Below are 20,459 nucleotides of genomic sequence, written 5' to 3' on the forward strand. Positions count from 1 at the left end.
GCCACTGGCTCCTAAACCGTCATGAAATCAATTGTCTTATTCTTCAGCCTGCTCATTATTTGTACCGGAAGCGTTTTTCAGCATTCCAACACGGCCTCTTCAGCCCGGCCACCCGGAGCTGGAAAAGCCTTGCAAATCAGACAGGACGTAAAAGCCGGGACCATTTCCGTTTTCCGGATCAATGGCAAAACGCCCATCCTGACCCAAAACGCGAAGGCGGATTTCCGGCCTTACTTGCATCCCATCACCGCCCCCGACGGGAAAGGCATTCTCACCGAATACAGCCCCGGCCACCACAAGCACCAAACCGGTTTATACTGGGGCTTTACCCGCGTCAACGGCCGGGATTATTTCCACCATCCCGAGGGCGACTACTGGCGCCGGGCGTCGGCCAAAGTAATTAAAGCCACCGGAACCGAGGTGAAATGGCAGACGGTCTATGATCTGCTGGACGAAAAAGGACAGGCGGTTTTGACGGAAACCCAGAACTGGTCGATGCGCGAACAGGGCGGCAAATTTCTGCTGGACCTGGAATGGAAAGGCAAAGCCCAAACCGACATCACAATTGGCAAATATGACTACGGCGGGCTGTTCCTGCGGATGCCGTGGCACCCGGAAATCAAAGCAGAAATAATCAATGCGGCCCGGCAACGCAATGCCAGTGCCGAGGGCCAGCGTGCCATGTGGGTCGATGTGGGTATGCAGGTGGAAGGCCGGAACGACCTGGCCCATGTTGCCATTTTCGACCACCCCGACAACAAAGGTTACCCCCAACCCTGGCGGGTCGACAACCAGTTCGGCATTGGCCCCGCCCGGGCGCGCATGGGTGACTGGAAAATTGAGAAAGGCGATACGGAAGTAATCCGCCACGAATTAGTCGTTTACACCGGTGATCTGAATGACCTGGAACTGACCAAAGCCTGGAGCAACTTCAGCGGCAACACGTCGATGTACAATACGTCTACCTTATGGGGAATTGCCCAGAAAGAAGGACTGGAAGCCAAATTCCTGACCCCGCAGCAGGCCATTGAAAGCATGACGATGAAAGACGGCTACCAGGCCAACGTCTGGGCGTCGGAGCCGATGATGACCCAACCCATGGCGTTTTGCTGGGATGACCGCGGGCGGTTGTGGGTGGCCGAAAACCGTGATTACGAATCCCGCGGCTACGGTTTTTCGAAAGCCGGAAACAGCCGGATTCTCATTCTGGAAGATACCAACGGCGATGGCGTGGCCGACAGCCGGAAGGTTTTTCTGGACAGCATTCCGTTTCCGTCGGCGATGGCGGTGGGTTTCGATGGCCTGTTTCTGGGCGCTCCGCCAAATCTGCTCTTCGTCCCGGATCGCAACGGCGACGATGTGGCCGACATGAAAGACATCGAAGTTCGGCTCACGGGCTGGGGCATCCGCGACCGGCACGAAACGCTGAACAGCCTGCACTGGGGACCCGACGGCTGGCTCTACGGTTTGCAGGGATTTGCCACGCCCTCGAAAGTCCGGAAGCCGAACGGCAAGGGAAAACTGTATAAACACAATGATCCGTTTCCCGAAGACATTCTGCAGGGCGAAGGCGTCGATATCAACGGCGGTGTCTGGCGGTATCATCCCACCAAAGACCGGTTTGAGGTGGTGGCGCACGGTTTCAGCAATCCGTGGGGCATCGACTACGATGCTAAAGGGCAGTTTATCATGACGGCCTGCGTCATTCCGCACCTCTGGCACGTGATTCCGGGCGGAATTTACCACCGGCAGGGCGGGCAGCATTTTAATCCGTACGTGTATAACGACATCAAAACCATCGCCGACCACAGCCACCGCTCGGCGCACGGGGGGGCGCGGGTGTACCAGTCCGACGCGTTTCCGCAATCGCAGCAGGGGCGGATTTTTATGGCCAACATTCACGAACACGCCATTTTGTCGGATGTGCTGCAGCCCAAAGGTTCGGGGTACGCCGGCCACCACGGCGACGACTTTTTGCAGGCCAACAATGCCCAATGGGTTGGGTTCAGCATGGAAGTCGGGCCGGAAGGGGCGCTGTACGTTCTGGATTGGCACGATGCCGACATCTGCGGGAAAGAAGTGCTGAACGGCGAAACCGGGCGGATTTTCCGAATTATGCCCAAAAATTCACTCGCCGAAAACTGGACGGGGCGGTATTCGGACCTGAACAAAATGACCGATGAGCAACTGGTTGGTTTGCAGACGATCAAGAGCGACTGGCACGCCCGGCGCGCCCGGATCATTCTGCAAAACCGGGCGGTAAAAGGTAAATTAGGGCCGCAGACCCACCAGCAACTTCGGCAAATCTTCGAAGCGAACGCCAATGCCGACTGGCGGCTTCGGGCCATGTGGGCGCTGCACGTAACGGGTGGATTCGATCCGAATTCGCTGGTGAAGGCATTGGACGACAAGGATGCGTACGTCCGCGCCTGGGCCGTTCAATTGCTGTGCGAAGATCGATCCCCATCCACGACTGCTCAGGAAAAGCTGGTCCGGATGGCGCGCGAAGATCAATCGGCCGTGGTGCGGCTGTATCTGGCGTCGGCTCTGCAACGGGTGGACCCGGAATTTCAATGGAAAATCGCCGGCGAACTAATGACCCACGGCGAAGACAAAGACGATCACAACCTGCCGAAAATGATCTGGTTTGGCTTCGAACCCCTTGTTAAACAGAATCCTACGCGGGCCCTGGACCTGGCTTCGCGCTGCGAAATTCCGATGGTTACGCGGTTCATTGCCCGCCGGATCGTCGATGCAGACCAGACTCCCACCCTCATTACGGCCCTCGGCAAATCACCCAAAACGCAGGTTAGTTTGCTGGAAGGCATGCGCGATGGCCTGGAAGGACGGTCGGATCTGGCGGCTCCGGCCAACTGGAAAGCGGTGTATACCCACCTGAAAGCGAACGCAAAAACCGCCCAGCTCGCCCAGCAGGTGGCGCAGCAATTTGGTGATACCGAAACCGCCCGCAAGTCGCTGGCGACGTTGAAAGACCGCAAAGCGCCCCTCGACCAACGCCTGAAAGCCCTGAAATCCGTGGCGGGTCAGCAACGACCGGAGCTTTTGGCCGAATTACCGGCACTGCTGAATGAACCAAATCTACGGACGGAAACCATCCGCGCCATTGCTGGATACGACCGCGAATCGTTGGGCGAACTGCTGCTCGCCCGGTATCCGGATTTGAGTCCGGCCGACAAACTTCAGGTGGTGCAAACGATGTCGTCCCGGCCAAAATACGGCTGGCAACTGGCGCAGGCGTTGAAAACCAACAAGATTCCGAAACGGGATGTGCCTACCTATGCGGCCCGGCAATTGCTGCGGGTGGTTGGCAGCGGTTTTGTCGAAATCTGGGGGCCTATCGAGCAACACGGTATTGATGAAAAAGCGTACGCCCGCTACCAAAAACTACTTTCGGACCGTGCACTGCTGAGTGCCAATACCGTAAAAGGACGTCTGGTTTTCCAGCGCACCTGCGGTCCCTGCCACAAAATGTATGGCGAAGGCGGGAGCATTGGTCCCGATATTACCGGCTCAAACCGGGGAAATGTGGACTACCTGCTCAGCAATATTCTGAATCCCAGTGGCGAAATTCAGGATGATTATAAAATGGTAGTGGTGACTACGCGCGATGGCAGGACCTATTCAGGAAATGTAGCCGGTGAAAATGAGCGGCAACTTACGTTGCGCGTGGTGGGTCAGGATGCCGTCGTGCTGAACAAATCGGATATCCAGTCGCGCGAAGTAACGCCCGTTTCCATGATGCCCACCGGTTTGCTTGACGCCCTGACGGAGGACGAAGTGATTGACCTCGTGGCTTTCCTGCGGACAACCGGACCGGTGAAACAGGCTAAAAAGTAGATTACTCCCAAATCCCGACGTGTTGGGATTTGGGAGTAAGTTACGCTGTTTCGACGGTCTGCAATTTCGTCAACTGGCTGGCAGCCGCCAGCAAATCGACTTCGCAGAACGGAGCGGCCATTAACTGAAAGCCAATGGAAAGTCCGTTTTCATCGGTTCCGTTCGGAATAGAAATGGCGGGACAACCCACGACGTTGGCCTGAACCGTAAAAATATCGGCCAGATACATTTGCAGGGGATCGCTGGATTTCTCCCCGATTCGAAAAGCCGTCGTTGGCGTCACGGGCGATGCCATCAAATCATACCGGGCGAAAAAAGCGTCGGTTTCGTCCTTAATCAACCGGCGGACCTGCTGGGCTTTGGTATAATAGGCGTCGTAATAACTGGAACTGAGGGCGAACGTGCCGAGGATGATCCGGCGACGGACTTCATCGCCAAAGCCGTCGGTCCGGGATTTTTTGTAGAGCGATTCCAGATCCTTGGCTTCGGGGCTGCGGTAACCAAACCGGATGCCGTCGAAGCGCGAAAGATTGGAACTGGCTTCGGCGGTTGTCAGAATATAATACGTAGGAAGGATGTGTTTCAACAACGGAAAATCCACCGGCTCGACCGTGTGGCCCTGCTCCCGTAAACGCTCCAATGCTTCCTGGGTTTTTTGACGAATAACCGGATCGACGCCTTCACTTTCGACGCCATCGCGCAGATAACCGATCCGCAGCGGGCGGTTCAGCGTCAGTTGCTGGCTATAGGAAGGAATGGGCTGGCGGCTGACGGTACTATCAAACTCGTCGGTACCCGCCATAATTTCCAGCAGCAAAGCCGCATCTTCGACGGTATGGGTAATCGGGCCAATGCAATCGAACGAAGAAGCATAGGCAATCAGTCCCCAGCGCGAAACCCGGGCGTAGGTTGGTTTCAGGCCCACCGTGCCACAAAAAGCCGCTGGCTGGCGAACCGAACCGCCCGTATCCGACCCCAGCGAAGCCAGACATAAACCGGCCTGAACGGCCACCGCCGAGCCCCCCGACGAACCACCCGGAACCCGGTCCGTATCGTCGGCATTTCGAACCGGCCCGAAAGCCGAATTCTCGTTGGATGAACCCATTGCAAATTCATCGCAGTTCTGCCGACCAATGATGATTACATCTTCGTCGATCACCCGCTGTACGGCGGTGGCCGTAAATTGCGACACAAACCCGTCCAGAATCCGGCTCCCGGCCTGAACACCGTGCTGGTTATAACACAAAACATCTTTGATGCCGAGTACCATGCCGGCCAGCCGGCCCGCTTTTCCTGCCTTCAGCTTTGCATCCACTTCATCGGCCCGCTGGCGCGCTTCATCGGCATAAACTGCCACAAAAGCGTTCAGGTGCCGGTGGTCGTCAATTCGTTGTAAATACTGTTCAACCAACTGGCGGCAGGTGATCGATCCGGTGGCCAGATCGCGCTGGATTTCAGAAAGGGAATCGTACGGTTTTACGGGCATGACAAAGTACGGCTGGTAGAAAAAAAGAGACAACAGAACGACCGATCAGGCCGAGCTGTTGTCTGAAATTCTTTATCAATTTTGAATGATAGAAGGGGTGAATGATCGAATATCCCGAGGGAAACTATTCTGTCATTCACTCATTTCGTCGTTCAAAATTAGTTATTTCACATTCGTATCGCGAAGTCCTTCTTCGATATTTTCGCGTACGTCTTTGGTAGCGTCTTTGAACTCGCGGATGCCTTTACCAAGTCCTTTCATCAGTTCGGGAATCCGTTTTGCACCGAAGAACAACAGGATCACCAGACCAATCAGAAGAAGTTCGGTTCCACCGAGTGAGCCTAAAAATGCATAAATTGTGAGTAATGCCATGATAGTATGAGTTATGAGTGTATGCAGAAACTCTTTACAAAAGTAACGAATATTACGAATTTATTGTGTACTAAAAAAACGATTTCACCCAATTTTAATCGATGACGAATGGTTGCTCTCCCATTGTTTGAACTGGTCGATATCGTCGGATATGGAACTGACCAGCCACAGCAGAAGCGCAATGTCGTCGGTGAGGCCCAACACGGGCAGTATGTCCGGAATAAAGTCGAGTGGCGAAACGAAATACACCAAAACCGCGACCATCCGGATCAATGTTTTTCCGGAAATGGCCCGGTATTCGCCTTTGGCGTAGGCCCTGACCATCCGCACCAGAATATTAATCTGATCCTTGGCGGCTGAGTAACTGGCTCCTACACCCAGTACGCGGGTTTTTTCGGCCACGCGCTGCAGTAAATCCAGCATACTCTTTCCACTTCGGGTATACCGGGACGCTTTTTCGGTCGAGCGTCGAAAAAAGATTGAACTCAGGATTGCCGTTAATAAGCGACGGTTTGCCATAGTTAGAATGTTGTATAAAGTCCCTGAATCATTGGGCATCTCTATAACACATTTTTTAACCCAATAGTCTTATTTATTAAAAAAAAGCCTTCATACGGTATCAGTGTTCAACGGCTCTCCTATTTTTGTACCGTTCAAAATAGTTGGCAGTGAATGAGTTGCCAACGGTCTGATTAAAATAAAATTAAACCGCTGGTAATCCCAAACAGATTAACCGGAAAAACAAAAATTAAAACCATTAACTCTATGAAAATTACCGTAGTAGGTGCCGGGGCCGTTGGAGCGACCTGTGCCGATAACATCGCCCGACGTGAATTAGCCGAGGAGGTTGTTCTCTTAGACATCAAAGAAGGTCTGAGTGAAGGCAAAGGGTTGGACATGCTGCAGGCGTCTACGTTATTGGACTGTGATGTTAAAATTACCGGTTCTTCCAATAATTACGAATTAACCGCCAATTCGGATGTTGTCGTAATCACCTCGGGTATTCCGCGCAAGCCGGGAATGACCCGCGAGGACCTCATTGGCACCAACGCCAACATTGTAAAAGGGGTGACTCAAAACATCCTCAAACACTCTCCAGACGCTATTTTCGTCATTATTTCCAATCCCATGGACACCATGACGTACCTGGCCCTGAAGTCGTCCGGGTTGCCCAAAAACCGTATAATCGGATTAGGTGGAATTTTGGATTCGGCCCGTTTTAAGACGTATCTGTCGCTGGCCCTGAAGTGTTCGCCCAACGATTTGCAGGGAACGGTGATCGGCGGTCACGGCGATACGACCATGATTCCGCTGACCCGTCTGGCCACTTATTCGGGGGTGCCGGTCAGTCAATTTCTGGATGCTGAAACGCTGCAAAAAGTAGCCGCCGATACGATGGTTGGCGGTGCGACACTGACCAAACTGATCGGTACGTCGGCCTGGTATGCACCCGGTGCGGCCGGTGCGGCTTTGGTCGAAAGCATCGTTCGCAATCAGAAACGCGTGATTCCGTGCAGCGTATACCTGGAGGGCGAATATGGCCAGTCGGACATCTGCCTCGGTGTGCCGGTCGTAATTGGCCGCAGTGGCTGGGAAACCATCGTTGACTTCGAACTCAATGCCGACGAGCAGGCGGCTTTCAGCAAGTCGGCCGACGCGGTTCGGAACATGAATGACGTGTTGAAAACGCTGGATTTGTAAGCATACAGAACCCCGTTTATGAAAAGGATGCACGCATCCTTTTCATAAACGGGGTTTCAACGGCTACACGGTTAAAAATTGAGGGGATATACGGTGTATACCCCCTCTTCATCAAGCGAAAAAGCGGCCTTTTCGCGCCTGAATTTCCAACCAGGTATCGTATTAAATATAGACCTGATATTGCAGAACCAGTTGTCCCCGCCGACCTTGCGCGTCGAGCTGACCGGTTGCCGGAAGAGCCTGATAATAGGGCCGGTTCTGGTAGTCGAGGGTTAGTTTGGCGTTGTGACCTTTGATCAGCCAGTTCAGACCAAAATTATAAACGCCCATGCTTTTGTTCACCCGGTCATAGTTGCCGATCTGGGCCTGTGCATACGGCATCAGGGTGCCACCGCTACCCAGCAAATCCTGGCGGAACAGATAACCGACCTGCGAATAAATGACACTTCCCGTACCAAACATCGGAAACGCGTTGCCCTGCGTACCGCCCAATCCGCCGACGGCCTGGGTCGTGCCGCTGGCCGGATTCATGATCCCGTTGTAACGCAGGTAATTGCGGCCATAATTAAGGTTGAAATAGCCGAGGTAAGCATTGATGGCCGACCCCTTCGCCCGGTTGGTTGGCATGTCCAGAAAGGCCGCAACCGACCACAGATTCATCGCCTGGTAAACGGTATCCGTGGCCGTGGCACCGGTATGCCAAACGGCATTTTTCTGCGTAATAAAACCGGCTTCCAGGTTAAAGATTTTCTTTTTCCCCAAATACGTCCCCGTCATGTAACCCGGCGTCTGATTCGCTTCCTTGTCGAAAAACGAGTAGAGCAACATGCCCTGAAATTGTTTGTTATGGCCTTTCAGTGCAAAGTTTGCGTTGGGTCCCAGTGCCGGAGGAGCCGCCCCGTTGGTCTGGACCGGGAATGGGTCGCTGACGGCCACCCGGTAATCGATGGGGCCAACCTGACCACGGGCGTAAAGACTCAGTTTCCGCGAAAACTCATCGGTCTGATCAACCGTTGCCTGGGCAAATACCGGCACGTCCATCGACATAATGGTGCCGACGCTCGGCTGGCTGAAACGCGACAGCCCATTCACGATCGTTAAACCACCCCCGATTTTCAGGTAATCCTTATTTTTGAAAACCAGGTATTCCGCCACCGCATCGTGGAAAAAGGCCTGCACTTTCCGGTTCGAAAGGGTCCCGGTGGTGTTGAAGCCCGGAGAAGCGTTCAGGAAGTTGAAATTGTTCATTCCAAACTGGAAATAGACAAAAACGTGGTCGCTGACCTGACCGAACATCTGAATCCGGGTCCGGCGCAGGCCAATATCGAACGTATTGTTTTTAGGTTCTCCGATTACCGTCGTACCGGGGTTACTCTGGTTGAGCCGCAGCCACGTTTGATTCAGGAAGGTGACTTTAAAAAAGTGGGACCCTGACTCGTTCAGGTTATATTTCAATTCATTTTTCTCCGGGGCCGGTTTTTGTGACGGGAGTGGTGGGGCGGCCGCAGCCACAGAATCAGCACGTTGCTGGGCAAAAACAAGGGTATTACTTACTAGACATAAAATAGTCAGTGTTTTTCTCATATCAAGTGGTGTAAAAGACTTGAAAGAAAGACCAGGAAAGACGACGTATACGCACGTCTGTTATTTCCGGTCTTTACCCCATTTCTTTGTACTAAAAAAACTATAGGACTCAAAAGTAGGCCGTTCGGTTCCTGGTGACGTTAAAATAGGATTTAATACAGCTTAAGATAAGATTAAAATGGCGTTACCGAACCCATTCACAGGCTGGTTCACCCCCTAATGCCTCCAGCCACTCCTGACCGGGGTCGATGGGTGCACCGTCGGGCGCAGGCAGTACAGATGCGGCCGGCACCTGAGTTGGATTTTGTTCATACTGCCGGATCAGATGCGTGATAAGCCCGTACGACGCGAGAGAGGATAAACCGCCGGGCTCAACCAGGGTTTTGATGCGCAACAGCGACCGGTGCGCCAGATCCCGGGTGGTTCCGTCGGCGTCTTTGTTGAGGGCCAGCGTAATCAGCTGTTCCGCCACTTTCAGCTCGGTCATTCGGCTAATTTCGCCAGCATAGGTTTTATCCAGCGGCTTTTTATAAACCGTTTTAATGAGCTGATCCAGCACATCATCCAGGCCAGGCTGGGCGGGATCAAACAGTTTTTGATGCACCAGCCGGGCGCAGCGTTCCGGGTTGAGCATCAGCCGCAACGTCATGCCAACGGCGGCTTCGGGTGGGCCGAGCGGGTCAAACGTCATGCCCGTCCGTCGTTTGAACACCTCCCGCGCATTCGGACTGTAGCGGAACGGTCGCGGGGGAATGGATTTTAACAGGAATGATGGAACGGTCAACGCCTGTGGGTTTAGGGTCGCCAGTAAAGCATCCAGCGCCCGGCGTTGTTCATCGGCCGGAACAACGGCCAAAACCGCCTGGCCATCACCCCGCAACGCGTTAGTATACGTTTGTCCGCCCAGTACTTTTGAAACCGCTTCGACCTGATACCGGTGAAAAAGATACATCGGAACAAAAACCTCTTCGAGCGTCGCCAGGGGCGTTCCGGCCGGGATTTTCTTTTCTGTAAAATGATCCAGGGCAATCCGCCGAACGATCATCGTACGCTTCAGTTCTTCGACGGCATTGTTACCGTTGTCCCAAAGGTGCGTCGCCGGATGGGCACTGCTTTCGGGCCGGGCATCCTGGTCGGTCAGAAAGCTCAGGCCTTTGGCGTGCATTTGCTGAACGATTTTATTCAGTTCCTGTTTTTCGTTGGTTCCCGACGGAAAATCCTGATAGCCCCAGATAATACTCCATTTATCGTAGTCGCCAATGCTTTTGGTATACGCATCGGACAGATCGATACCGGCTCCTTTCACTTTGGCCACCATCGTTGGGTAATCCATCACCGAAGCCCGGCCGAACGTCGGGCCGCCTTGCGTGCTCGCGATGTAATTATGCGGCAAACCCAGCGTGTGGCCCACTTCGTGGGCGGCCAGTTGCCGCAGCCGATCGAGCGACATCTGCATCATTTCGGCGACGTGTGACGTATCGGTATCAAAATTTCCAACCAGCCCCTGCGCAATCAGGTAATCCTGCCGAACCCGCAACGAACCCAGGGTCACTTTTCCTTTGATAATTTCGCCCGTCCGGGGATCGATGATGCTCGCTCCATACGACCAGCCGCGTGTGGAACGGTGGACCCACTGAACCAGATTGTAGCGAACATCCATCGGGTCGGCATCGGCGGGCAGCAGTTTTACCTGAAACGCATTTTTATACCCGGCGGCTTCAAACGCCTGATTCCACCAGGCGGTTCCTTCCATCAAGGCCGAACGGATCGGTTCGGGCGTACCCGGATCGAGGTAATACACAATGGGCTTAACAGCCTCACTGACAGCGGCCTTTGGGTCCTTCTTTTCCAGTCGGTGCCGCGAAATATACCGCTTGATGATCGGCTGGCTGACGGGCGTTGCGTAATCAAAATACTCGATGCCACCGTAGCCAATGCGCGGATCGAACTCGCGGGCTTTGTAACCCGGCTCCGGCAATTGTACGAAGGAATGGTGCTGCCGCATCGTCAAGGCGGTCGGCGTCGGCACAACCGAACGCAGGTAAGCCCCGGGACTGTCGCCGGTTAGCGTGATGGTTACTTCAAACTCGGTATTTTGCGGAAACGATTTAGAGTGCGGCAGATACAGGGCGCAGCGGCTGGGATCGAGCCGGAACGTACCCTGGCGGGTCTGGCTGATGGCGGGCACGGCACCAACCGCATCCAGCATCAAAAACGGGGTCAGATCGACCAGAACCCGGTTTCCTTCTTCGGCCACGACATCAAACCCCCAATGCACGGATTGGGCAAACGACTCCTCAACCGCCCGGCGTTCGAGTGGATCGCTGCTGATGGCCCGGTATTGGTAATTGGGCTCGACCATCAACACTTTCGGCCCGGTGCGCTGAAATTTGACGATGTGTTCCTGACCCAACCGCCCGCGGTCGAGGCCAATGTCGTTGGAGCCGATGCCCGACGCCAAGGTCGGATAATACAGAAGTTCGGTATCGAATTTGTCAATTTCGAGCCAGATTTTTCCTTTTTTCGCATCCCAGTAAAAGGTTAAAAAACCGGGCTGCTTTTCCATACCCGCTGTGTAGGCGGCAATGGTGGGCGGATTACCGGACGTCGCATTCTGGGCAATTGTCGAAAAAGGAAGCAGAAAAGTTAAGGCAAGAAGTAGTTTGTTCATAAAGTGCAGGTTCGTATTCTTGCACTAAATATAGAAAAGGGATGGCTCTGAACCCAGAACCACCCCCATTTTTACCCTATTATTCAAGACAGGCCGCTTTTATAAAGTTTTTTACTTCAGTTCGAACGTCACTTTCACCTGCGCCGGAATCCGGATCGTTTGCGGAATGTCGAGTAAGTTGCCGCCATAACCGACGCGGACCGATTGGAGATCCATTTCACCCCCAAATCTTCGTTGCAACACCGGGTCGGTTTCTTCCGTATCCCGAACGCTCAAGACCGCGCCCAAAGTTCGTCCGGCGGCTTTTGCCATCACAACGGCTTTCGCACGGGCCACTTCAACGGCCTTCTCCAGCACACTGTTTTTACTTTCTTCCTGTTTGGTCGAACGATAGGTCGCCTGGAACCCGTTAAAACCGGCACTGATCAATGCCAGTTGTAAATCCGGGTAGCGTTCCGGTTTTTTTAGCTCAAAAATGATTTGTTGCAGCGTAACGATTTCCTGCTTCCGTTCGCCCGACGGATAACTGTTATTTTCGTTTTTATGAACCTGCAGCAACGTGTACCGGATGTCTTTTTCCTCAATCTGATACTCTTTCAATAACTTCACTAACCGCTTTTCCGCTGCCTGGTGCGCCGTATACGCTTTGCGGGCATCGGTTGGGTCCGAATATTGCAAGGTTACGTTTACACGAATCTGATCGGCGGGCAATTCGAGTTCGGCATCACCGAGCACCACAATCCGGTTGACGGGCAGATCCGGCGTCTGGGCCATTGCCGATGAAAGACTCCATACACTCCATACAATAAAACTAAGTTTCCGCATGATTATAAAAGATTACGTGTTACTAACCGTTTCTGAATAAGTGATCTTTTCGTTACTTTTGAAATACGCTCAGCGTTCCAAGCCGTAAACGTACTTTACGATTCTCTGAATCAACCTCTCAATGCGCAACTTATTGCTGCTGACACTACTTGGCCTGCTTGGACTCCACGGATGCGAAGTACCGTCCGGTAAGCCTGAAGATCCCACCGCGCCGGTAACGACACTGTATACGATCAAAGCCGGTAACAACTACGCCGATCACAATGATCTGTCTTTTACCGCCAAAACGACTTTATCCTTCCGTGTCACGTTTGATAGTTCGGCCGTATACACCAACAAAACGACTGAAAATCAATACGATATCAACAAACTCTACGGTTTTTCCGACTGTGGTTCTCAACACAACACCGCCAGCGCCCGGTTTGGCTGGAACTGGCGGGATAAAGCCCTCCGAATTTATGCCTACTGCTACCGCAATGGCGAGCGCATTTCGGAAGAACTCGGCACCGTCGAATTAAACAAGCCCACTGATTATCAACTCAGTATCGTTGGCGGCAACTACATTTTCACCTTTAAGGGAAAAGAAACCACGATTGCCCGCGGCTGCACAACCGTGCAAAGTAATCAACGCTACCGACTTTATCCGTATTTCGGTGGCGACGAAGTGGCTCCCCACGACATCACGATTTCGATTACCGAAATTAATTAGTCCACTCCCAACCCCGGTATTTGCAGCAACCGGTTCGGATTTGGGCAGATCGCCAGATACCGTTCCCGATCCGTCAGCGTACAGACACCCGGAAAGTCTCCGGTATGACCCCCTAAATCGGTCATCAGTTGGAAATGCAAATGCGGAGGCCAGTCGCCATTCTCGGGATAAGGGCCGATTTCAGCGATCTTCTCACCCGCTTTGTACGGTTTGCCCTTTCTTAAACCCGTCAGCGACGGGCGACTCAGATGACCGTAGAGCGTGAAGAGCGGTTTTCCGTCCAGCGTATGTTCGAGAATAATCGTCGGGCCGTAATCGCCGAAGTGGTGGTTGTCCTGAAAACTGTGAACGACGCCGTCGAGCGGGGCAAAAACCGGCGTTCCGGCTTCGGTCCAGAGGTCGATTCCCAGGTGAATACAGCGGGGCTCCCCGACCTGATTAAAATGCGGACTGCGCCGGTAAATGACGCGGGGTTCGTTATACCCTCCCACACCCACCACGGCCCCGTGCTGGCGAATTTTACCAAAAACGTAGTCGGTAAAGACGGCGGTATCCGTGAGGTCGATCCCGTCGAGTTCGGCGTTGCGGGCCGTAAAGTCCAGAATCAGGTACGGATTGTGTTGAAAATCAATTGGCAGAATCATGGTGCAAATTTGGGCCGTTTCGTTAATAACCTATCAATTTTTGGGAGATTCCGGTGTATCATCTATATTTAATGTCCCGATAACCGGAAAATACCGGATTTTCGTTCTCATTTAAACTCATCAACGCAACCCGTAGAATGCAAGCAACCGTATCATCACCACCAGCCGCTTCGGCCAAACATCCCCCCGGATTGTATGTCCTGTTTTTTACCGAAATGTGGGAGCGGTTTAGCTACTACGGCATGCGCGCCATTCTGCTGCTTTTCCTGATCGACAACATTCGGGGTGGTATGGGCCTCAGCGAAATGGAAGGGGCGGCTATTTACGGATTGTATACGGCTTCGGGTTATCTGCTGTCACTGCCCGGCGGCTGGATTGCCGACAACATTTTGGGGCAACGAAAATCCATCTGGTACGGCGGTTTCGTCATCATGTTTGGCCACATCCTTCTGGCCATTCCGGGCGGTAGCGCCCTGTTTTTCGTGGGTCTCATAACGGTGGCCATCGGAACGGGCTTGCTGAAGCCCAACATCAGTTCCATCGTTGGCGAACTGTATCCCGAAGGGGGCGCCCGGCGCGATGCGGCTTTTTCAATTTTCTACATGGGCATCAACATGGGCTCGTTTCTGGGCATCACCATCGTAGGTTATCTGGGTCAGAAAATAGGCTGGCATTACGGTTTTGGAGCCGCTGCCGTCGGCATGCTTTTCGGTCTGGTTGTGTTCCGGATTTTCGGACAGAAATACCTCAGTGACTACGGAAATGTTCCCGCCAAAGCCGAAGCAACCACGGACAATACCAACCAGAACCGCAGCCTGTTTTTTGTGGCGGGTCTGGCCGCGGTTCTGGCCATTCTGCAAGTGACGGGCGTTCTGGACCTGACCACGGCGCAGGGCCTGGCCAAAGGAGCCGGGGTGATCATTACGCTCACCTCCGTCGGTTATTTTCTGTTCATTCTGCTGGCGGGCGGTCTAACCCTCGTCGAAAAGAAGCGGGTTGGTGTTCTGTTCGTTTTTTTCCTGGGTTCCGCCGTCTTCTGGGCCGGTTTTGAACAACAGGGTTCGTCGCTCCAGATTTTTTCGGATCGGTACACGGACCTCAATTTCTTTGGCTGGCAGATGCCGTCGAGTTGGTTCCAGAATTTCAATCCGGCTTTTATTCTGATTTTTTCTCCTATTCTGGCGGCTCTCTGGATTTATTTGGGAAACCGCAACCGAAATCCGGCGCCCCACCTCAAGTTTGCCGTGGCCTTATTTCTGTTGGGACTGGGGTATCTAGTGATGGTGGTAGCGTCAAAAATTGCGCTGACCGGCCAGCTCACCTCACCCATCTTCCTGACATTCACCTATTTATTCCATACACTGGGCGAGCTTTGCCTGAGTCCGGTCGGACTGAGTTCATTCACCAAACTGGCTCCCAAACGCTACCTGAGCCAACTGATGGGAATCTGGTTTGTCGGTACGTCGCTGGGCAATTTGATTGCCGGTTTGTTTGCGGGCGGTTTCGACGAAAGCAATGTCCAGCAAATGCCCCAACTCTTCATGAGTGTGGTCTACTTCAGCTTTGGCTTCGCCCTGCTGATCCTCATCTTCTCCCGCCCCCTAAAGAGATGGCTCGGCGGTATTCAATGAAGAGTTAGGAGTTAAGAGTCATGTGCGTCAGCCAACTCTTAACTCCTAACTTATCCCCCCGCTTTCTTTCCTTTATATCCTTTCCCCGTTAGCCAGGCCAGGACTTTGTCGCGGTGATCGCCCTGAATCAGGATTTCACCCTCTTTGGCGGAACCGCCGGAGCCGCATACGGTTTTTAGCTGTTTGGCCAGTTCGGTCAGATCGGCATCGGTGCCGATGAAATCCCGGACGGCCGTCACTACTTTTCCGCCCCCTTTGCGGTCGAGCCAGATTTTGAGATTCTGCTGCTCCGGTTTCAGTGTTTTGGCTTCAGAAGTGCCCGATTGATAAGCAAAGTTCGGGTCGGTTGAATACACGATTCCGAAGCGGGATTTATCGGTATTGGTTTTCTTACTCATTGTTTTTAGCAAATTTTCGGCGTTACTACCGATGACACAACTGGGTAGAGATCATTCGTACCCATCGTCAAGTTGTCAAACCAGACTACATTTAGACAGGCTGGGCCGCCAATCCGGTCGGTTTCCAAAATACCCGGACATTACTCACATCCACCTTTCGCCGAGCCTGAGCAAGATCGTAGTTTTCCTGTACAGTAAGCCAAAACTCCGGCGTGGTATTCGCAAAAGCCGTAGCCAAACGGATGGCCATTTCGGGCGTGACGCTTTGTTTACCGTTAATAATCGCCGAAAGCGTTTTTCGAGTCGTGCCTAAGCCGTCGGCAACTTCCTGAACAGTCAGTTTTTGGCCAGTTTCCTCACGCAACCCTTCAATGGTTTCGCGAATCAGGTCGCCCGGATGGGCCGGATCAAAGAGTGCCATCAATCTTATTTTCTAATTAGTGATAATCTATATAATCCACGTCATGGACATTTTCCCCGTCAAAGCGGAAAATAATTCGGTAATTTCCAGAAACCTTCACCGAATAAAACCCCTGCAAATCACCAGAAAGGGCGTGAAATTTATACCCTGGTTGATCCATCGCCTGCGCATTTACCGCAGCATCAAGCCGGGTTAGAATTGTTTTAATTTTCTGAACGTGTAGCTGATGAAGTTTCGAACGGTCGCCCTTCAAAGCATACAATTCAAGCCCTTTGTGTCGGTAACTGACAATCATAACGCAATAGTAACGTGAAACGTGCCAAGTTGCAAACCTAACTTAAAACGTTTCAGGTACTGGGTAACACCATCTCTACTCCTGGTTGGAAAACTACGGGTCTTTTACCGAATCACGAGCAAACTCGACGGCACCACCTGCACCGTCACAGTGTCGGTGGTCAACATCACCGGTTCTCCATCGACGTGAATGAGCAGCGGACCCTCCCCTTTCACCACAACCGTCCGGGTCGGCCGCACCGTCAGGTACGTTGACTGATCGAGCGTTTTGTTAAACAACCGCCACGCCAGCATACCGACGGCACTGGGCGGAAACGGTTTCAACTGGCAGACGTCCAGCAAACCATCGGCGACATTGGATTGGGGGGAAATCCAGGCATTATTACCAAACTGCCCGGCATTGGCGATGGTGAGCGAAAACAAGCGATGCGGTTTTTGATCAATTTCGTAGGTAGCCGGCTGGTAGTTCCAGAACGCCCGGTAGGCCGTTCGAATATACGTGGGCAGGCCCCGCACCGGTTGTTGGGCAAACTCCCCGGCCACATACGCGTCGAAGCCAATGCCGGTGGTGCAAAAAAAGGCGCGTTCGTTGATGCGTCCGCTGTCAATCACCACCGGTCGGCCGTGTATGGCGCGTTCAATGGCTTTTTTCGGATTCAGTGGCAGGCTCAGATGCCGTGCCAGCCCGTTGCCCGAACCAACCGGGACAATTCCCAGGGCCGTTTGCGTATTCAGCAGTGCCTGGGCGGTTTCGTTCACGGTGCCATCGCCCCCAATGATCACCAGCCGGCGGATTCCCTGCCGAACGGCGGCCGCTGCCAGTTCCGTAGCGTGGCCGGGATGTGTGGTAAATACCGCTTCGGGCGTAAAACCGGCATCGGGCGCTTTTGTAAGCAGAAAATCAACCCACTTTTGCTTATCCTGAACCGACGCCGTGCCCGATAGCGGGTTGACAATGGCCAGCAAAGTTGTCTGCGCCACGATCAGGAAAAGAAAATGAACAGAATCAGAATGAACACCAGAATGAAAACATAATACCAGCCATCCGAAAAGATGTAGGGCTTATAGTCTTGGTAAAATTTGCGGATTTTATTCATTAGTATTGGGAAATTATACGCCATCAAAGTACGGGATAAAATGAAAAAACTAGTCGTCTTCGTTCTTTTTTTGTTCGTCATCACTGGTTCTCAGGCCCAAACGCCCGCCGACCGAAAAGCCATCCTGGCGATTCTGGACCGCCAAACCGCCGACTGGAATGCCGGAAATACCGCTGCCTTTATGAACGGCTACTGGAAATCCGACTCGCTGACGTTTATCGGTAAGGTGGGCATTACGTACGGGTATGACGCTACGCTGAGCAACTACAAGCGCCGGTATCCCGACCAGGCATCGATGGGAACCTTGAAGTTCACGATTCTTAAACTGGAGTTCCAAGCCCGGAATGTAGCGTATGTGATCGGGAAATTTCAGCTGACACGCCCCAAAGTCGGCGATGCGGAAGGGTATTTTAGTTTACTTTGGCGAAAAATTAACGGCCAGTGGGTGATCGTCAGCGACCATTCCAGCTAATCGCTTTTTTATCTTCTATGACCACTTTCGAATTAAACGCCGTTCACCGGCATACTTTCCGGTTTTCGCAAGCCGACGTCGAAGCATTTGCGCGCGTTACCGGCGACGACAATCCGTTGCACCTCGATGCTGCGTTTGCCAGCCAGACGGCCTTCAAACGGCCCATTATTCACGGCATGCTGGGCGCCAGCGTCATTACCAAAGTGCTGGGAACGCAGTTTCCCGGACACGGCTCGGTCTACCTGAAGCAAACCCTGGAATTTCTGCGTCCGATGTTTGTCGATACAGACTACGAAGCCGTCTTTACGGTCATTTCTACCAATCCCGAAAAAAACACGTTCGAAGTTTCAGTCGAAATCAAAGACGTCCAGACCGGAAAAGTAACGACGCGCGGCATAGCGACGTTGCTGTATAAAAAAGGGTAAGCATCCGACAAGTTATCAATCCGTTGCCCCATTAACCAAACAAGCCCGACGATACCGCCGGGCTTGTTTGATGTAGCGTACCTGTTGCCTACTCTTTCGCATTTTTCTGACCTTGAACTTCAGCGCGAATATTCTGTGCCAATGTCTTCAGATCCTGCATGCCTTTGCGTACACGGGTACCGGCTGCCTGATTGCCTTTTTCGTAGAATTTCTCGAAATCGCCTTCCAGAGACATGACCAGATTTTTTATTTCATCGAAGCGTGCCATAACGGATTGTATGGGGTTTAAGTTGTGAAAAATGCCCTAAAACGCTCAAAAACCGCGTTTTTGACGAAATATACGCATTCTATGATTCAGCGCAAGAAAACCGTAAAAAAAATCGTTGGAAAAGTCCAAATAAAGCTAGTTTCCTTACTAAACGGTCACTCGGCAATGGTTTTTGCGACGTCTGAGGGCACTAGAGCCGTATCAATCACCACCTGATGGGCATTTTCACGATAAAATCCCCGATTCAATTTTTCGGACACTTCACTGAAGGCTTTCAGGGTATAGTCGACGTCTTCGAGCGAATGGGCGGCCGTTGGAATGATCCGTAGCATGATGACGCCCTTCGGAACCACCGGATACACCACAATGGAGCAGAAGATACCCATGTTTTCGCGCAGATCACGAACCAGCACGCCAGCTTCCTGAACACCGCCTACGTTTTGTAAAAACACCGGGGTCACGGGCGAAGTCGTATCGCCAATGTTGAGGCCACGAGCCCGCAGACCTTCCTGCATCGCCCGGACATTCTGCCACAGTTTTTCGCGCAATTCCGGGTGGTTTTTAATGAGCTCAAGCCGCTTCATGGCCCCCACAACGTAGGGCATCGGCAGGGCCTTTGCATACGTTTGTGAACGCATGTTGTACTTTAAGTACATAATAATGTCGTGATCACCGGCAATGAACGCGCCAATGGCCGCCATCGACTTGGCGAAGGTGGAGAAATACAGGTCAATACCGTCCTGACATCCCTGCAACTCGCCGACACCGGCCCCCGTTGCGCCCATGGTTCCAAAACCGTGCGCATCGTCGACCAGCAATTTAAAATCATATTTTTCTTTCAGGGCCACGATGTCTTTCAGATTGCCGACTTTGCCCGACATACCGAATACGCCTTCCGTGATGACCAGGATTCCGCCCCCTTTTTCAGCGGCTTTTTTGGTGGCGCGCTGTAAATTTTTCTCCAGGCTATCGATGTCATTGTGGTTGAATTTATAGTATTCGCCCATCTTGGCTTTGTGCAAACGAATCCCGTCGATCAGACACGCATGACATTCGGCGTCGTAGACAATCACATCGCGATAATCGACAACGGCTTCGATGGCCGACATCACGCCCTGATAGCCATAATTGAGCAAAAACGAATCCTCTTTGCCAACAAACTCCGCCAATTGTTTCTCCAGTTCTTCGTGCAGATCCGAATTACCCGACATCATCCGGGCGCCCATTGGATAGGCCAGACCCCAGTCTTTAGCCGCCTGGGCATCCACTTCCCGCACGTCCGGATGATTGGCGAGGCCCAGGTAATTATTCAAACTCCAATTGAGCATCTTCCTCCCCCGAAACATCATGTGCGGCCCTAACTCGCCTTCCAGCTTGGGAAATGCAAAATAATGGTGCGCGTTAAACTCCCGCGATGACGAACCGATGGGTCCGAGGTTGGTGCGTAATTTCTCAAATAAATCCACTTTATTGCGCTATTTACCGGTTTATAATGAGTTTGTTAACCACATAAGTACAAAAGTAAATTAAAATCTGTCAACCACAAAGAAGGGGTTGGTTTTAGAAATAAACGCCGAAAATTAGGAGCGGGCAGCGAGAAGTA

The 20,459-nt window shown here is 52.6% G+C and carries 19 protein-coding genes; 6 read left to right on the forward strand and 13 right to left on the reverse strand.

What is annotated here, in order from left to right; all coding sequences use genetic code 11:
* Positions 1–21 precede the first annotated feature (21 nt).
* Complete coding sequence (locus EHT87_RS17955) at positions 22–3,858, forward strand: PVC-type heme-binding CxxCH protein (protein ID WP_124908021.1); 3,837 nt, start codon at positions 22–24, stop codon at positions 3,856–3,858.
* 40 nt (positions 3,859–3,898) lie between these two features.
* Here the strand turns inward: EHT87_RS17955 and gatA are convergent, their stop codons facing one another.
* From gatA to EHT87_RS17970, 3 genes are all read right to left on the reverse strand, one after another.
* The gene (gene gatA, locus EHT87_RS17960; RefSeq protein WP_124908022.1) at positions 3,899–5,344 is read right to left on the reverse strand and encodes an Asp-tRNA(Asn)/Glu-tRNA(Gln) amidotransferase subunit GatA; all 1,446 of its coding nucleotides are present in this window, start codon (positions 5,342–5,344) and stop codon (positions 3,899–3,901) included.
* A gap of 162 nt (positions 5,345–5,506) precedes the next feature.
* On the reverse strand, positions 5,507–5,716 hold the full coding sequence (locus EHT87_RS17965) for a Sec-independent protein translocase subunit TatA/TatB (protein ID WP_111630068.1): 210 nt from the start codon (positions 5,714–5,716) through the stop codon (positions 5,507–5,509).
* Between the two features lie 84 nt (positions 5,717–5,800).
* Positions 5,801–6,235: a YkvA family protein gene (locus EHT87_RS17970; RefSeq protein WP_124908023.1), complete on the reverse strand. Its 435-nt coding sequence runs from the start codon at positions 6,233–6,235 to the stop codon at positions 5,801–5,803.
* Positions 6,236–6,481: 246 nt separating this feature from the next.
* Between EHT87_RS17970 and mdh the strand changes: the two genes are divergently transcribed.
* Positions 6,482–7,417: a malate dehydrogenase gene (gene mdh, locus EHT87_RS17975; protein WP_124908024.1), complete on the forward strand. Its 936-nt coding sequence runs from the start codon at positions 6,482–6,484 to the stop codon at positions 7,415–7,417.
* A 162-nt stretch (positions 7,418–7,579) separates the two neighbouring features.
* Here mdh and EHT87_RS17980 read toward each other — a convergent pair whose 3' ends face one another.
* The 3 genes from EHT87_RS17980 to EHT87_RS17990 form a co-directional block, all read right to left on the reverse strand.
* A complete protein-coding gene (locus tag EHT87_RS17980; RefSeq protein WP_124908025.1) occupies positions 7,580–9,001 on the reverse strand; it encodes a hypothetical protein in 1,422 nt (473 codons plus the stop codon).
* A 184-nt stretch (positions 9,002–9,185) separates the two neighbouring features.
* Positions 9,186–11,672 (reverse strand): zinc-dependent metalloprotease, encoded by a 2,487-nt coding sequence (locus tag EHT87_RS17985; protein WP_124908026.1) that lies wholly within the window; start codon positions 11,670–11,672, stop codon positions 9,186–9,188.
* A 111-nt stretch (positions 11,673–11,783) separates the two neighbouring features.
* Positions 11,784–12,497: an SIMPL domain-containing protein gene (locus EHT87_RS17990; protein WP_124908027.1), complete on the reverse strand. Its 714-nt coding sequence runs from the start codon at positions 12,495–12,497 to the stop codon at positions 11,784–11,786.
* Positions 12,498–12,618: 121 nt separating this feature from the next.
* Here EHT87_RS17990 and EHT87_RS17995 point away from each other — a divergent pair, with 121 nt between their 5' ends.
* Positions 12,619–13,206 (forward strand): hypothetical protein, encoded by a 588-nt coding sequence (locus EHT87_RS17995; RefSeq protein WP_124908028.1) that lies wholly within the window; start codon positions 12,619–12,621, stop codon positions 13,204–13,206.
* Here EHT87_RS17995 and EHT87_RS18000 read toward each other — a convergent pair.
* Positions 13,203–13,850: a peptidoglycan DD-metalloendopeptidase family protein gene (locus EHT87_RS18000; protein ID WP_124908029.1), complete on the reverse strand. Its 648-nt coding sequence runs from the start codon at positions 13,848–13,850 to the stop codon at positions 13,203–13,205. The two genes, EHT87_RS17995 and EHT87_RS18000, sit on opposite strands and share 4 nt — an antisense overlap.
* Positions 13,851–13,987: 137 nt before the next feature.
* On the opposite strand from EHT87_RS18000, the gene EHT87_RS18005 reads away from it, so the two are divergent.
* A complete protein-coding gene (locus EHT87_RS18005) occupies positions 13,988–15,481 on the forward strand; it encodes a peptide MFS transporter (protein WP_124908030.1) in 1,494 nt (497 codons plus the stop codon).
* A 50-nt stretch (positions 15,482–15,531) separates the two neighbouring features.
* Here EHT87_RS18005 and EHT87_RS18010 read toward each other — a convergent pair whose 3' ends face one another.
* The 4 genes from EHT87_RS18010 to EHT87_RS18025 form a co-directional block, all read right to left on the reverse strand.
* Positions 15,532–15,879, reverse strand: a complete 348-nt coding sequence (locus EHT87_RS18010) for a translation initiation factor (protein WP_124908031.1) — start codon at positions 15,877–15,879, stop codon at positions 15,532–15,534.
* Between the two features lie 91 nt (positions 15,880–15,970).
* Positions 15,971–16,300, reverse strand: coding sequence for a HigA family addiction module antitoxin (locus tag EHT87_RS18015; protein ID WP_124908158.1), 330 nt, complete (start codon positions 16,298–16,300; stop codon positions 15,971–15,973).
* A 16-nt stretch (positions 16,301–16,316) separates the two neighbouring features.
* Complete coding sequence (locus EHT87_RS18020; RefSeq protein ID WP_124908032.1) at positions 16,317–16,595, reverse strand: type II toxin-antitoxin system RelE/ParE family toxin; 279 nt, start codon at positions 16,593–16,595, stop codon at positions 16,317–16,319.
* Between the two features lie 104 nt (positions 16,596–16,699).
* Entirely contained in the window at positions 16,700–17,575 is an 876-nt protein-coding gene (locus EHT87_RS18025) for a diacylglycerol/lipid kinase family protein (RefSeq protein ID WP_310587561.1), read from the reverse strand.
* A 156-nt stretch (positions 17,576–17,731) separates the two neighbouring features.
* Here EHT87_RS18025 and EHT87_RS18030 point away from each other — a divergent pair, with 156 nt between their 5' ends.
* Complete coding sequence (locus EHT87_RS18030; RefSeq protein ID WP_124908034.1) at positions 17,732–18,163, forward strand: YybH family protein; 432 nt, start codon at positions 17,732–17,734, stop codon at positions 18,161–18,163.
* Positions 18,164–18,180: 17 nt separating this feature from the next.
* Entirely contained in the window at positions 18,181–18,588 is a 408-nt protein-coding gene (locus EHT87_RS18035) for a MaoC family dehydratase (protein ID WP_124908035.1), read from the forward strand.
* Between the two features lie 88 nt (positions 18,589–18,676).
* Here EHT87_RS18035 and EHT87_RS18040 read toward each other — a convergent pair whose 3' ends face one another.
* Positions 18,677–18,856 carry a BF3379 family histone-like protein gene (locus EHT87_RS18040; RefSeq protein ID WP_124908036.1) on the reverse strand — a complete coding sequence of 60 codons (180 nt, stop codon included), beginning with the start codon at positions 18,854–18,856 and terminating at the stop codon, positions 18,677–18,679.
* Positions 18,857–19,011: 155 nt separating this feature from the next.
* Positions 19,012–20,322 (reverse strand): aminotransferase class I/II-fold pyridoxal phosphate-dependent enzyme, encoded by a 1,311-nt coding sequence (locus EHT87_RS18045; RefSeq protein WP_124908037.1) that lies wholly within the window; start codon positions 20,320–20,322, stop codon positions 19,012–19,014.
* Positions 20,323–20,459: the final 137 nt, after the last annotated feature.

Origin of the sequence: Larkinella knui (assembly GCF_003858645.1) — a bacterium.
GTDB lineage: Bacteria > Bacteroidota > Bacteroidia > Cytophagales > Spirosomataceae > Larkinella > Larkinella knui.

Excerpts from the sequence above, each read along its gene's own strand:
- EHT87_RS17955 (WP_124908021.1), top strand. The coding sequence starts at position 22 with ATGAAATCAATTGTCTTATTCTTCAGCCTGCTCATTATTTGTACCGGA.
- gatA (WP_124908022.1), bottom strand. The coding sequence starts at position 5,344 with ATGCCCGTAAAACCGTACGATTCCCTTTCTGAAATCCAGCGCGATCTG.
- EHT87_RS17965 (WP_111630068.1), bottom strand. The coding sequence starts at position 5,716 with ATGGCATTACTCACAATTTATGCATTTTTAGGCTCACTCGGTGGAACC.
- EHT87_RS17970 (WP_124908023.1), bottom strand. The coding sequence starts at position 6,235 with ATGGCAAACCGTCGCTTATTAACGGCAATCCTGAGTTCAATCTTTTTT.
- mdh (WP_124908024.1), top strand. The coding sequence starts at position 6,482 with ATGAAAATTACCGTAGTAGGTGCCGGGGCCGTTGGAGCGACCTGTGCC.
- EHT87_RS17980 (WP_124908025.1), bottom strand. The coding sequence starts at position 9,001 with ATGAGAAAAACACTGACTATTTTATGTCTAGTAAGTAATACCCTTGTT.
- EHT87_RS17985 (WP_124908026.1), bottom strand. The coding sequence starts at position 11,672 with ATGAACAAACTACTTCTTGCCTTAACTTTTCTGCTTCCTTTTTCGACA.
- EHT87_RS17990 (WP_124908027.1), bottom strand. The coding sequence starts at position 12,497 with ATGCGGAAACTTAGTTTTATTGTATGGAGTGTATGGAGTCTTTCATCG.
- EHT87_RS17995 (WP_124908028.1), top strand. The coding sequence starts at position 12,619 with ATGCGCAACTTATTGCTGCTGACACTACTTGGCCTGCTTGGACTCCAC.
- EHT87_RS18000 (WP_124908029.1), bottom strand. The coding sequence starts at position 13,850 with ATGATTCTGCCAATTGATTTTCAACACAATCCGTACCTGATTCTGGAC.
- EHT87_RS18005 (WP_124908030.1), top strand. The coding sequence starts at position 13,988 with ATGCAAGCAACCGTATCATCACCACCAGCCGCTTCGGCCAAACATCCC.
- EHT87_RS18010 (WP_124908031.1), bottom strand. The coding sequence starts at position 15,879 with ATGAGTAAGAAAACCAATACCGATAAATCCCGCTTCGGAATCGTGTAT.
- EHT87_RS18015 (WP_124908158.1), bottom strand. The coding sequence starts at position 16,300 with ATGGCACTCTTTGATCCGGCCCATCCGGGCGACCTGATTCGCGAAACC.
- EHT87_RS18020 (WP_124908032.1), bottom strand. The coding sequence starts at position 16,595 with ATGATTGTCAGTTACCGACACAAAGGGCTTGAATTGTATGCTTTGAAG.
- EHT87_RS18030 (WP_124908034.1), top strand. The coding sequence starts at position 17,732 with ATGAAAAAACTAGTCGTCTTCGTTCTTTTTTTGTTCGTCATCACTGGT.
- EHT87_RS18035 (WP_124908035.1), top strand. The coding sequence starts at position 18,181 with ATGACCACTTTCGAATTAAACGCCGTTCACCGGCATACTTTCCGGTTT.
- EHT87_RS18040 (WP_124908036.1), bottom strand. The coding sequence starts at position 18,856 with ATGGCACGCTTCGATGAAATAAAAAATCTGGTCATGTCTCTGGAAGGC.